Below are 13223 nucleotides of genomic sequence, written 5' to 3' on the forward strand. Positions count from 1 at the left end.
AAACGACGACACTTTGCGTCTTATTAACGTGTTCTACGCTCCCTAGAATGGCTGGCATCTTTTCCTATACTCAGACGCGCATCCCGCGTCGGGTCGCCAGCAAGGTCAGCCATGAACAAGAACAATCGCCATCCTGCAGACGGTAAGAAACCAGTCACCATTTTCGGTCCGGACTTTCCGTTCGCGTTCGACGACTGGATCGAACACCCGGCCGGTCTCGGCAGCATTCCTGAGCACAATCACGGCGCTGAAGTGGCGATCGTTGGCGCTGGCATTGCCGGGCTGGTAGCCGCATACGAGTTGATGAAACTCGGCTTGAAACCCGTGGTTTACGAAGCATCGAAACTCGGTGGGCGTCTGCGTTCGCAGGCCTTTAACGGCACTGACGGCATCGTCGCGGAACTCGGCGGCATGCGCTTTCCGGTGTCCTCCACCGCGTTCTATCACTACGTCGACAAGCTCGGGCTTGAGACCAAACCTTTCCCGAACCCGTTGACTCCGGCCTCCGGCAGCACCGTGATCGATCTGGAAGGCAAAACCCATTACGCACAGAAGCTGGCGGATCTTCCTGCACTGTTTCAGGAAGTGGCTGACGCCTGGGCGGATGCGCTGGAGGCCGGCTCGCAGTTCGCCGATATCCAGCAAGCCATCCGCGACCGCGATGTACCGCGCCTCAAAGAGCTGTGGAATACCTTGGTGCCGCTGTGGGACGACCGCACTTTTTATGACTTCGTCGCCACCTCCGAGGCCTTCGCCAAACTGTCGTTCCATCATCGCGAAGTGTTCGGTCAGGTCGGTTTCGGCACCGGCGGCTGGGATTCGGACTTCCCCAACTCGATGTTGGAAATCTTCCGTGTGGTGATGACCAATTGCGACGATCACCAGCACCTGGTGGTCGGCGGTGTCGAGCAAGTGCCGCAAGGCATCTGGCGCCATGTGCCGGAGCGCTGCGTGCACTGGCCTGAAGGCACCAGCCTGAAATCCCTGCACCGTGGCGCGCCGCGTTCCGGCGTGAAGAAAATCGCCCACGCGGCGGATGGTCGTTTCGCGGTCACCGACAACAACGGCGACACCCGTGAATACGCCGCCGTACTGACCACTTGCCAGAGCTGGTTGCTGACCACGCAGATCGAATGCGACGAAACCCTGTTCTCGCAGAAGATGTGGATGGCCCTCGACCGCACCCGCTACATGCAGTCGTCGAAGACTTTCGTGATGGTCGACCGACCGTTCTGGAAGGACAAGGATCCGGAAACCGGTCGCGACCTGATGAGCATGACCCTCACCGATCGCCTGACCCGCGGCACTTATCTGTTCGACAACGGCGACGACAAACCGGGGGTGATCTGCCTGTCGTACTCGTGGATGAGCGACGCCTTGAAGATGCTTCCGCACCCGGTGGAAAAACGCGTTGAGCTGGCGTTGAACGCGCTGAAAAAGATCTACCCGAAAGTCGACATCGCCGCGCGCATCATCGGCGATCCGATCACCGTGTCGTGGGAAGCCGACCCATACTTCCTCGGCGCCTTCAAAGGTGCACTGCCCGGCCACTATCGCTACAACCAGCGCATGTACGCGCACTTCATGCAGGACGAGATGCCAGCCGAGCAGCGCGGAATTTTCATCGCCGGCGACGACGTATCGTGGACACCGGCGTGGGTCGAAGGCGCAGTGCAAACCTCGCTCAACGCGGTGTGGGGGATCATGAAGCATTTCGGCGGGTCGACACATAAAGCGAACCCGGGCCCGGGTGACGTGTTCAAAGACATCGGCCCTATCGCCCTGCCCGAGTAAGAGGAATCCCCGATGCGTGTAGCCCTTTACCAATGTCCACCGCTGCCTCTGGACCCCGCCGCCAATCTGCAACGTCTGCATCAACTGGCGATGGAGGCCAAGGGCGCCGACCTGTTGGTGCTGCCGGAGATGTTCATGATCGGCTACAACATCGGCGCCGAAGCAGTCAGCACCTTGGCCGAGGTCTACAACGGTGAATGGGCGCAGCAGATCGGTCGGATCGCCAAGGCTGCCGGTCTGGCGATTGTTTATGGCTACCCGGAGCGCACCGCCGAAGGGCAGATTTACAACGCCGTGCAGTTGATCGACTCGAGCGGCGAGCGCCTGTGCAATTACCGCAAGACGCATCTGTTCGGCGATCTGGATCGTTCGATGTTCAGCCCGGGCGGTGATGATTTCCCCATCGTCGAACTCAACGGCTGGAAGCTCGGTTTCCTGATCTGCTACGACCTGGAGTTTCCAGAAAACACCCGACGTCTGGCACTCGCCGGCGCCGAGCTGATTGTGGTGCCGACGGCGAACATGATTCCGTTCGATTTCGTCGCTGATGTCACCGTGCGTTCACGTGCTTTTGAAAACCAGTGCTACGTGGCCTACGCCAATTATTGCGGCAACGAAGGCGAGATCCACTATTGCGGGCAAAGCAGCATCGCCGCACCGGATGGCAACCGCATCGCTCAGGCCGGTCTCGACGAAGCGCTGATCGTCGGCGAACTGGATCGGCAGCTGATGCTCGACTCACGCGCGGCCAATCGCTACCTCAGCGACCGCCGTCCGGAGCTTTACGGCGCGCTGAACCAGCGCTAATCCGCTAGCATTGGCACTTCACTGTTCTGGATGTGCCCATGCCTGCGCCGACTCACCCCCGCCCTCACACTGAAACCCTGGCCAACGGCTTGCGCGTGACCCTGCGTCATGCGCCCGGTCTGAAGCGCAGTGCCGCTGCATTGCGCGTGGCTGCCGGTAGCCATGACGTGCCGTCGGCGTGGCCGGGGCTGGCGCATTTTCTGGAACATTTGCTGTTTCTCGGCACCGAGCGTTTCCCGGCGAATGAAGGGTTGATGGCTTACGTGCAAGGTCACGGTGGCCAGGTGAATGCCAGTACGCGGGAACGTACCACCGACTTTTTCTTTGAGCTACCGACGCGTTCGTTCAGCGCCGGGCTGGAGCGCCTGTCAGACATGCTCGCCAAGCCGCGTATGAATCTGGACGATCAGTTGCGGGAACGGGAGGTGTTGCAGGCGGAATTTGTCGCCTGGTCGCAAGATCCTGCAGCGCAGCAGCAGTTTGCCTTGTACGAAGGTTTGCCGGCAGAGCATCCATTGCGCGGCTTTCACGCGGGGAATCGCGACAGCCTGCAAGTCGAACAAGCTGCATTTCAACAAGCGTTGAAATATTTCCACCAGCAGTTTTATCAGACTGGGCAAATGACCTTGAGCCTGGTCGGACCGCAGAGTCTTGATGAGTTGAAAGCACTGGCGCAGAAGTTTGCAGCGACTTTACCGGCTGGGGATAAAGTTACCCAGGCTATGCCCCTGTCGCTAGCGGTGAAAAGTTATCAACAGGCCGATGAACGACGCAGCAATCTGCTGTTTGCGTTTGAGGCTCTGCCTGAATCGTCCAGCGAGGCGTTGGCGTTTCTTTGCCATTGGTTGAACAGCGCCAAGCCCGGCGGATTGCTCGCGCATTTGCAACAGCAAAAACTGGCAGATGGATTAACAGCCACGCCGATTTATCACTTCGCCGGGCAAGCATTGCTGCATCTGCAATTCACTGCGCCATGCGAATCGTTGAAAGCCATTCGCGAACATCTGCTCGATTGGTTGAGCTTCTTTGCTCGCCAGGACTGGGCACCGCTGCGCGAGGAATACGCCGCCCTGATTCAACGTCAACAGCAAGTCAGTGGCGCGCTGCAACTGGCGCGACTCGACAGTGAGCAGTTGAAACACGGCCTGGCCGATTCCGGCGTTACAGCCCTCAGGCAGATCCTCGGTGAAATCGGCACTGTGGATAACTTCAGCGAGCACTGGCACCTGCCCGCTGCCAATCCTTTTCTGCGAGTCAGCGAGCCTCTGGCCAACGCCGGGCTGATTCGCGGCCAGACCAGCGCTCACCGGGGGTTGCGCACGTTCGCGCAGGATCGCTCCCGTGGCCGTCGGGAACGCTCGCCAATGCAATTCAGCCAGGCTTTGCCGGACAATGGCGATGAAGGCGCGATTTACCTGCGTTGGCAGGTGGAAGCTGCCGCCAGCGCCGACCTGCTCTCGCGGTTGCAACGCGGATTTCGGCAAACTCAGCAAGACGCGCGTGAGGCCGGAGTCGATTTGTCTTTCAGCGGCGCAGGCAATCAATGGCTGCTGAAACTCACCGGCCTGCAAGAGTCGATGCCCAGCGTCCTCGAGCACGCGCTGAAATGTCTGACGCAAATTGACGCTGATTCGCCGCGAAGCGAACCGGAAACGCCGCTGATCGCCATCCGCCAATTGCTCAAAGTGCTGCCAGAACATGTTCTGCAATCAGCCAAAACCGGCGATGATGCCAAACACCTGTGGACAACTTCGCGCTGGGACGGCCTCGCTTTGGGTCTCAACCCGCAAACGCAAGCTGCCATGGGCTTGGCCCTGAGCCGTGTTCCCGGGATTGCGGACAATAAGCTGTCATCGCCAGCAACCATTAGCGCGCAAAAACACTGGAGTCACATCGATACCGCATCCAGCGAACATGCTTTGCTGCTGTTCTGTCCCACCGCCAGCCGTGACATCGCCGACGAGGCGGCGTGGCGAATGCTCGCGCAACTGTGCCAGACACCGTTCTATCAGCGTTTGCGCGTCGAGTTGCAATTGGGTTACGCGGTGTTCAGTGCGCTGCGCCAGATGCAGGGCCAAACCGTCATCCTGTTCGGCGTGCAATCGCCGAGTGCCAGGCCTGTGGAAGTGCTGGAGCACATTCAACAGTTCCTCAGCGGCATTCCCGACCTGATTGAGCAGATTGATGAACTCAGCCTCAGCCAACAACTTAAAAGCCTCGCCGAACAATTCGACGACACCAATCTGTCCAGCAAAGATGCCGCCGAACTGTTCTGGCAGGCAAAGCTCGCTGGCCACTCGTCGGATTATCTTGAGCAACTACTTGCCGCCCTCGGCCAACTGGATCGCCAGGCATTGCTCAGCGCTGCTAAGCGTTTAATCAACGCCGAAGGCGGCTGGCTCTGCCTCGCCAGCGATCCAGCGCCCGAAACCCCATGGCAAGCGACAAATTGATCATTACCGAGGCTGCAAGGAGCTTTCTCAAAGATTCACGGGCAAACCCGGTGAAATTTTGAGTAACATAGCAGCCTAACTATTTGGAACATCTCTGCGCTGCCGTGGACTATAACTATGGACAGCGCTATCCCACCCACCCTGAGGAGAAACACCATGTCCTGGACAAAACCGGCTTACACCGACCTGCGTATCGGCTTCGAAGTCACCATGTACTTCGCCAGCCGCTGAGTTCTGCTTACGTAGAATTGCAGTGCAACGCCTCGGCTCGCCGAGGCGTTTTATTTTCCGCGTTGAAATGATGGAGTGTTCATGTTCGTCCAGATTCTGGGTTCGGCCGCTGGCGGCGGTTTTCCGCAGTGGAACTGCAACTGCGTCAATTGCGCAGGCTTTCGCGACGGCAGCCTGAATGCCAAGGCCCGCACCCAATCGTCCATCGCGATTTCCGATGACGGCGTGAACTGGGTGTTGTGCAACGCCTCGCCGGACATCCGCGCACAGCTGCAAAGCTTCGCCCCGATGCAACCGGGCCGCGCTCTGCGTGACACCGGCATCAGCGCGATCATTCTGATGGACAGCCAGATCGACCACACCACCGGCCTGCTCAGCCTCCGCGAAGGCTGCCCGCATCAGGTCTGGTGCACGGACATGGTTCATGAAGATCTGAGCACTGGTTTTCCGCTGTTCAAGATGCTCACCCACTGGAACGGCGGGCTGGACTGGAACCGCATCGAACTCGACCAGAGCTTCACCGTGGCAGCGTGCCCAAACCTGCGTTTCACCCCGCTGCCACTGCGCAGTGCTGCGCCGCCGTACTCGCCGCACCGCTTCGATCCGCACCCGGGCGACAACATTGGCTTGATCGTTGAAGACCTGAACACCGGCGGCAAATTGTTCTATGCGCCGGGTCTGGGCAAGGTCGATGCGCCGCTGCTGGAAATCATGGCGAGCAGCGATTGTCTGCTGGTCGACGGCACAATGTGGGACGACGATGAAATGCAGCGCCGCGGCGTTGGCACTCGCACCGGTCGTGAGATGGGGCATTTGGCGCAGCACGGGCCTGGCGGCATGCTGGAAGTGCTGGAGCAGTTGCCTGAGCAGCGCAAAGTGCTTATCCACATCAACAATACCAACCCGATTCTCGATGAGGATTCGCCGGAGCGTGCCGAACTGGCGCGGCGTAATGTTGAAGTGGCGTTCGATGGCATGAGTATTGTGCTGTAGCGACCGGCCTCTTCGCGAGCAAGCTCGCTCCCACACTGGATCTGTGGCGTTCACAAACCCTGTGGGAGCGAGCTTGCTCGCGAAGGCGTCCGAATAGACACCCAGGATTCCAACGGTTGTTCCCCGGAGAACCGCAATGACTGACACGCCAATGTCCCCCGCCGAATTCGAAGCGGCCCTGCGCGCCAAAGGCGCCTACTATCACATCCACCACCCGTACCACGTGGCGATGTACCAAGGCCGCGCCACTCGCGAGCAGATTCAGGGCTGGGTCGCCAATCGCTTCTACTATCAAGTGAACATCCCCCTGAAGGACGCGGCGATCCTCGCCAATTGCCCTGACCGGGAAATCCGTCGCGAGTGGATTCAGCGCCTGCTCGACCACGACGGCGCCCCCGGTGAAGATGGCGGTATCGAAGCCTGGCTGCGTCTCGGTCAAGCGGTCGGTCTCGATCCGGATCAACTGCGCTCGCAGGAACTGGTCCTGCCCGGCGTGCGTTTCGCTGTCGATGCTTACGTCAACTTCGCCCGCCGCGCCAGTTGGCAGGAAGCCGCCAGCAGCTCGTTGACCGAACTGTTCGCGCCGCAGATCCACCAGTCGCGCCTCGACAGCTGGCCGCAGCATTACCCGTGGATCGACCCGGCCGGTTACGAATACTTCCGCACCCGCCTCGGTCAGGCGCGGCGTGATGTCGAGCATGGTCTGGCGATCACGCTGGAGCACTACAAGACCCGCGAAGGCCAGGAGCGCATGCTGGAAATTCTCCAGTTCAAACTGGACATTCTTTGGAGCATGCTCGATGCCATGAGCATGGCCTACGAACTGAACCGCCCGCCGTATCACAGCGTCACCGATCAACGGGTCTGGCATAAAGGAATCACCTTATGAGTTTCGACCGCAGCAAAGTCCCGACCTGGCGTCCCGGCTACCGCTTCCAGTACGAACCGGCGCAGAAAGGTCATGTGCTGCTTTACCCTGAAGGCATGATCAAGCTCAACGAAACCGCTGCGTTGATCGGCGGTTTGATCGACGGCGAACGCGATGTCGCGGCAATCATTGCCAAACTCGATGAGCAGTTCCCCGGCGTGCCCGAGCTCGGTGACGACATCGAGCAATTCATGGAGGTTGCCCGTGCGCAGCACTGGATCGAACTTGCCTGATCTGCCGCCCAAGCCTGAAGTCGGCCTGCCGCTGTGGCTGCTCGCCGAGCTGACCTACCGTTGCCCTCTGCAATGCCCGTACTGCTCCAATCCACTGGATTTCGCCGAGCAGGGCAAAGAGTTGAGCACCGAGCAGTGGATCAAGGTGTTCCGCGAAGCGCGGGAGATGGGCGCGGCGCAACTGGGCTTTTCCGGTGGCGAGCCGCTGGTGCGTCAGGATCTCGCCGAGCTGATTCATGAAGCACGGCAGTTGGGTTTCTACACCAACCTGATCACCTCCGGCATCGGCCTGACCGAGCAGAAAATCAGCGACTTCAAGAAGGCTGGCCTCGATCACATCCAGATCAGTTTCCAGGCCAGTGACGAACAAGTGAACAACCTGCTCGCCGGTTCGAAAAAAGCCTTCGCGCAGAAATTGGAAATGGCTCGCGCAGTGAAGGCCCACGGCTATCCGATGGTGCTGAACTTCGTCACCCATCGGCACAACATAGACAAGATCGACCGCATCATCGAGCTGTGCATTGCGCTCGAAGCCGACTTCGTCGAACTCGCCACCTGCCAGTTCTACGGTTGGGCGCAGCTCAATCGTGTCGGCCTGTTGCCGACCAAGGAACAACTGGTCCGTGCCGAACGCATCACCAATGAATACCGCGCAAAACTGGAAGCCGAAGGGCATCCGTGCAAGCTGATTTTCGTCACCCCGGATTATTACGAAGAACGCCCGAAAGCCTGCATGAATGGCTGGGGCAGCATCTTTCTGACGGTCACCCCGGACGGCACCGCGCTGCCCTGCCACGGCGCCCGACAGATGCCGGTGCAGTTTCCCAATGTGCGCGACCACAGCATGCAACACATCTGGTACGACTCGTTCGGCTTCAACCGCTTCCGTGGTTACGACTGGATGCCCGAGCCGTGCCGCTCCTGCGACGAGAAAGAAAAAGACTTCGGCGGCTGCCGCTGCCAGGCGTTCATGCTCACCGGCGATGCGAGCAATGCCGACCCGGTGTGCAGCAAGTCCGAACATCACGGCGTGATCCTCAAGGCCCGCGAAGAAGCCGTGACCGCCACCCAAACCATTGAACAACTGGCCTTCCGCAATGAACGAAACTCGCGCCTCATCGCCAAGGGCTGAACCTTTCAGCGCCTCGCAAGCCGTCGCTGCCGGCATGGATTTCGCCGAACTGCAACTCGGCGCCAATGGGCTGTTCTGGAATGAATACCGCCCGGAAGATGCTGCGTGCCGGATCTGGCATTGGCGCGATGGTGTGGCGAAATGTCTGACACCGAACGGCTTCAGCGTGCGCAGTCGCGTGTACGAATATGGCGGTGGCGCGTTTTGTCTGACGCCGGATGGGGTGGTATTCGTTGCTGAGGCGGATCAGCAGTTGTATCGGCAGACGCTGGATGGTTCGCCAGAGACGCTGACGTCGGGCGATTGTCGTTACGGCGATCTGCATTGCGCTTTCGGCCAAGTGCTGGCGGTAGAAGAACAGCACGATCAGCATCGACTGGTAGCGATTGATCTGGCTGACGGCAGTCGACACTTGCTGGCTGAAGGTGTGGATTTTTATGCTGCGCCAACCCTCAGCCCGGATGGCCAGCGTTTGGCCTGGATCGAGTGGAGTCGCCCGCATCAGCCGTGGACCTCGACTCGGTTGATGGTCGCTGAACGCAGGATCGACGGCGCATTCAGTTCACCGCGATGCGTTGCCGGCGCAGAGATTGAAGAGTCCATTCAGCAACCGCGATTCGACGCCGCAGGTCGCCTGTATTGCCTGACCGATCGCGGTGGTTTCTGGCAGCCATGGGTCGAGACTGGCGACGGTTTGAAAGCATTGCCCGCTGTGCCGGCCGATTATGCACCGGCGCCGTGGCAACTGGGCGGCTGCACCTGGCTGCCTGTTGAGGATTCGCTTTTAGCCAGCTGGAGCGAGGGTGGTTTTGGCCGCCTGGGGTTCGGCGACGAAGACTTCACTGGCGACTACAGCCGCTTCCGGCATCTCGCTTTGGACGCACAGTTTATCTACTGCATTGCCGCCTCGCCGATCAGTCCTTCTGCGGTCATCGCCATCGATCGAGCTACGCGTGAAGTGGACGTGCTGGCCGGCGGCGTGGCGCCCTTACCGGCAGAACGCATCAGCCGTCCGCAAACCCTGCGCTACCCAAGTGGTTCCGGCGAAGCGCACGGGTTCTTTTATCCTTCAATGAGCGGCGAGACAAACCCGCCGCTGGTGGTGTTCATTCACGGCGGCCCGACATCAGCCTGCTACCCGATGCTCGACCCACGCATCCAGTACTGGACGCAACGCGGCTTTGCCGTCGCCGATCTCAACTATCGCGGCAGCAGCGGTTATGGCCGGGAATATCGGCAGGCCTTGCATCTGAGCTGGGGCGAGGTGGATGTCGAGGATGCTTGCGCCGTGGTCGCTTATCTCGCCGAACAGGGCCTGATCGACGGTGAGCGCGCATTCATTCGAGGCGGCAGCGCAGGCGGCTACACCACGTTATGTGCGCTGGCGTTCAAGCAAGTCTTCCGCGCCGGAGCGAGTTTGTATGGCGTTAGCGACCCGGTGGCGCTGGCTCGTGCGACGCACAAATTTGAGGGTGATTATCTGGACTGGCTGATCGGCGATCCCGAGCAAGACGCCGAACGCTACGCCGCCCGCACGCCGTTGTTGCACGCAAACAACATCCGCGTACCGGTGATCTTCTTTCAAGGTGAACTGGACGCCGTCGTTGTCCCACAACAGACCCGCGACATGGCCTCGGCACTGAAGCGGAACGGCATCGCGGTCGAAGCCCACTACTACCCTGACGAACGCCACGGCTTCCGTCGCGCGGCCAATCAGGCGCATGCGCTGGAGCAGGAGTGGAAGTTCTATCGGCGGGTGATGGGATTGGCGGACTGATCAGCGCGCCCCGTTGAAATCGCGCGGCCCCATTCGCGAGCAGGCTCGCTCCCACATAGTATCCGTGTTGTTCACAAATCCCCTGTGAGAGCGAGCCTGCTCGCGAAAGCTATCTATTAGGCGCCGCAGTACTCAGCGCTTGGCGATGATGTACACCGCATGCACGATTCCCGGAATATACCCGCACAACGTCAGCAGAATGTTCAACCAGAACGCCCCGCCAAACCCGACCTGCAGAAACACACCCAGTGGCGGCAAGAGAATGGCGATGATGATGCGAATGAAATCCATGGGGCAGCTCCTGTATGGGGGTTGGCTCACTTGAGCCATACAAGCTAATCGACCCGCGCCGTTCGTCAGGGTTCAGTGCAACGGCCATTTGATCGCCATCACCCGCTCAAAAAAACGCCCCACGCCAAAAGAATCAGGCGTGGGGCGTGCGTTATACCGCGAGACGGTTCTTGGAATCAGGTAGGAAACTTCAGTTCAGACGGCAATCCCCTTGCGGCATTGCAGTTGCGCAGTGCGCACCCGCGAGAAGGCGCGGCCCAGGCGCAGGAGCATTTCGTCGATATTGGTTTTGCTCACGGTGAGTGCCGGGGTGAAGCGCAGACAGTTGGCTTGCGGGGCGTTGAGCAGCAAGCCTTCGTGCAGGGCGGCGTGGACCACCGCGTCGGCGGAATCGTCCGACAGGGACAGCCCGTAGAACAGGCCCTGGCCGCGTAATTCGCCGTGGTCGTAGCGGTGTGCCAATCGGGCCAGACCTTCGCGCAAGTGCTGGCCGTTGTCGTTGACCTGCTGGAGGAAGCTGCGGTCGTACACACTGTCTAGCACCACCAGCCCGGCCGCTGTCATCAGCGCATTGCCGTGATGAGTGCCGCCGAGTTCGCCCGCCTCGAAACAGCATGCTTTGCCACGCGCCAGCAGTGCTGCCAACGGCACACCGCCGCCAAGCCCTTTACCGAGCACGACGATATCGGCGCGCACGCCAAAGTATTGCTCGGCGAGCAACGTGCCGCAGCGACCAATGCCGGTTTGCACTTCGTCGAGGATCAGCAGAATGCCCAGTTCGCGGCAGAGACGTTCGACACCTTTGAGGTAATGTTCGGAGGCCGGAACGACGCCGGCATCGCTCTGGATCGGTTCAAGCATGATCGCCACGGTCTGCGCGTCGACCGCCGCGTGCAGCGCCGGCAAGTCGTTGAACGGCACAAGATCGAAACCCGGCAGCAGTGGCTCAAAACGGTTGTGCAGGTTGCAGCTGTCGGAGGCGGAAATCGTAGCCAGACTGCGGCCATGGCAACCCTGCTTCGCAACAATGATCCGCGAGGCGCCCCCACGATGCAGCTGCCCCCATTTGCGCGCCAGTTTGATCGCCGCTTCACACGCTTCGCTGCCGCTGTTGAGCAAATACGCCTGATCGCTGGAGGTGCTGGCACACAGGCGCTCAGCGAGGCTGAGCATGCCGCGATTGTGCAGGTTGCAACCGGGATTGATCAGCGCCTGGGCTTGACTGGCAATGGCTTTGACCAGCGCCGAAGGGCTGTGGCCAAGGCTGTTGGCACCACCGCCCTGGGAAAAGTCGAGGTAGGCACGGTCGTTGCTGTCCCACAGCCACGAACCCTGACCTCGGACGAACACCTGTTGTGGCCGCTCGACGCTGGGCATCAGCCGCTCGACGCTGAGATCTTCGCTGTTATCAGAGGAATAGCCCTCGACAGCGAGGTCATCAAGACTCGGCGTCTGGCGCCGCAAACTGAACAGATTCATTGAAAAAAACCTCGTTTGAGGTGTTTTGAACTGCCTATGCAAACACTGTCGAAGCGAACGCTATTCATCGCGCTTTCTGGCCCTGTAAGCCTTGTGAATGCGGTTAGACTAGGCTTACTGGGGCCTGCGGGCCATTTCGATTTACCAGCATTTTCGATAAGCATTACTTATGGATTACAAACAACTGCGTTATTTCGTCGCGGTCTACGAAGAAGGCCATGTCGGCCGCGCCGCCGAGCGCCTGTCGATCTCGCAACCGGCGCTGTCGCAGCAGATCCGCCAGCTCGAACAGAACCTCGACGTCACCCTGTTCGAACGCAGCAGCAAGCGCCTGCTGCCTACCCTCGCCGCACACACGCTGTACAACCACGCGGTGCCGCTGCTCGACGGACTGCAACGGGCGCGCGAGGCGTTGGGCAACTTCAAGGGCCAGGCCTTGCGCACGCTGGCAATTGGCGTGCTGCAAACGGTGCACACCAGCCTGGTACCGCAAATGCTTGAGCGGGTGCGCAAGGCACAGCCACATCTGGTGGTGCAGATTTATGAATTGACCGGGCTTGAGATCGAGCGGCGTTTGCTCAACGGTTCATTGGACATCGGCATCAGCTATCTACCACCGCGCCAACCGGGCCTGCATGGCGTCATGCTGTACGAAGATGAACTGACACTGGTGATCCCGGCGGACCACCCATTGCGTGAATTCAAGAAAGTCTCGATGCGCCAGGCGGCCGAGCTGCCCATGTTGCTGTTGGGCGAAGAGTTTCAGATTCGCCAGATCTGGCAGGCGCAACTGACCGCCCTGGGACGACGCCCGCAAGTGCAGGCCGAACTGAACAATATGGTGGGTATTCTCGACAGCCTGCCGCACACCAGACTGGCGACGGTGCTGCCGGGGCGTTCGCAAAAAGAGTACGACGATCAGGATCTGTTGTGGAAACCGCTGAGCGAACCACGGGTGCCGCTGAAGGTGGGTCTGGTGTGTCGCGATGTACAACGCCAGCAAGCGTCTTTGGCGCTGTTGCGGACTTTGCTGGAGGAAGTGATGGAGCGTGAGGTGAAACCAGCACTGGATCCACTGGCCTGAATACTTTTCTTCAGGCAAAAG

Annotated in this window: 12 protein-coding genes; 10 read left to right on the plus strand and 2 right to left on the minus strand. The window is 60.0% G+C overall.

What is annotated here, in order from left to right:
• The first annotated feature begins 111 nt into the window (after positions 1-111).
• From ACRRSD_RS12615 to ACRRSD_RS12655, 9 genes are all read left to right on the plus strand, one after another.
• Positions 112-1794 carry a flavin monoamine oxidase family protein gene (locus ACRRSD_RS12615; protein WP_435038235.1) on the plus strand — a complete coding sequence of 561 codons (1683 nt, stop codon included), beginning with the start codon at positions 112-114 and terminating at the stop codon, positions 1792-1794.
• Positions 1795-1806: 12 nt separating this feature from the next.
• The gene (locus ACRRSD_RS12620; RefSeq protein WP_435038236.1) at positions 1807-2601 is read left to right on the plus strand and encodes a carbon-nitrogen hydrolase family protein; all 795 of its coding nucleotides are present in this window, start codon (positions 1807-1809) and stop codon (positions 2599-2601) included.
• 38 nt (positions 2602-2639) lie between these two features.
• Positions 2640-5054 (plus strand): pyrroloquinoline quinone biosynthesis protein PqqF, encoded by a 2415-nt coding sequence (gene pqqF, locus ACRRSD_RS12625; protein ID WP_435038237.1) that lies wholly within the window; start codon positions 2640-2642, stop codon positions 5052-5054.
• Between the two features lie 156 nt (positions 5055-5210).
• Positions 5211-5285 carry a pyrroloquinoline quinone precursor peptide PqqA gene (gene pqqA, locus ACRRSD_RS12630; RefSeq protein ID WP_003422658.1) on the plus strand — a complete coding sequence of 25 codons (75 nt, stop codon included), beginning with the start codon at positions 5211-5213 and terminating at the stop codon, positions 5283-5285.
• An 81-nt stretch (positions 5286-5366) separates the two neighbouring features.
• Positions 5367-6278, plus strand: a complete 912-nt coding sequence (gene pqqB, locus ACRRSD_RS12635; protein WP_435038238.1) for a pyrroloquinoline quinone biosynthesis protein PqqB — start codon at positions 5367-5369, stop codon at positions 6276-6278.
• Positions 6279-6414: 136 nt separating this feature from the next.
• Positions 6415-7167, plus strand: a complete 753-nt coding sequence (pqqC, locus tag ACRRSD_RS12640) for a pyrroloquinoline-quinone synthase PqqC (protein ID WP_435038239.1) — start codon at positions 6415-6417, stop codon at positions 7165-7167.
• Positions 7164-7439: a pyrroloquinoline quinone biosynthesis peptide chaperone PqqD gene (gene pqqD, locus ACRRSD_RS12645; protein WP_095050301.1), complete on the plus strand. Its 276-nt coding sequence runs from the start codon at positions 7164-7166 to the stop codon at positions 7437-7439. Before pqqC ends, pqqD begins: the two co-directional genes overlap by 4 nt.
• Positions 7432-8571, plus strand: a complete 1140-nt coding sequence (gene pqqE, locus ACRRSD_RS12650) for a pyrroloquinoline quinone biosynthesis protein PqqE (protein ID WP_435038501.1) — start codon at positions 7432-7434, stop codon at positions 8569-8571. Before pqqD ends, pqqE begins: the two co-directional genes overlap by 8 nt.
• Positions 8537-10348 (plus strand): S9 family peptidase, encoded by a 1812-nt coding sequence (locus ACRRSD_RS12655; protein ID WP_435038240.1) that lies wholly within the window; start codon positions 8537-8539, stop codon positions 10346-10348. The genes pqqE and ACRRSD_RS12655 overlap by 35 nt, the downstream gene beginning before the upstream one ends.
• Positions 10349-10480: 132 nt before the next feature.
• On the opposite strand, the gene ACRRSD_RS12660 is transcribed toward ACRRSD_RS12655, so the two are convergent.
• Both ACRRSD_RS12660 and ACRRSD_RS12665 read right to left on the minus strand, forming a co-directional pair.
• The gene (locus ACRRSD_RS12660) at positions 10481-10639 is read right to left on the minus strand and encodes a YqaE/Pmp3 family membrane protein (RefSeq protein WP_003228885.1); all 159 of its coding nucleotides are present in this window, start codon (positions 10637-10639) and stop codon (positions 10481-10483) included.
• A gap of 195 nt (positions 10640-10834) precedes the next feature.
• The gene (locus ACRRSD_RS12665; RefSeq protein WP_435038241.1) at positions 10835-12118 is read right to left on the minus strand and encodes an aspartate aminotransferase family protein; all 1284 of its coding nucleotides are present in this window, start codon (positions 12116-12118) and stop codon (positions 10835-10837) included.
• A gap of 169 nt (positions 12119-12287) precedes the next feature.
• Here ACRRSD_RS12665 and ACRRSD_RS12670 point away from each other — a divergent pair, with 169 nt between their 5' ends.
• Entirely contained in the window at positions 12288-13202 is a 915-nt protein-coding gene (locus tag ACRRSD_RS12670; RefSeq protein ID WP_435038242.1) for a LysR family transcriptional regulator, read from the plus strand.
• The last annotated feature ends 21 nt before the right edge of the window (positions 13203-13223 follow it).

Origin of the sequence: Pseudomonas neuropathica, assembly GCF_051174785.1 — a bacterium.
Lineage (GTDB): Bacteria > Pseudomonadota > Gammaproteobacteria > Pseudomonadales > Pseudomonadaceae > Aquipseudomonas > Aquipseudomonas neuropathica_A.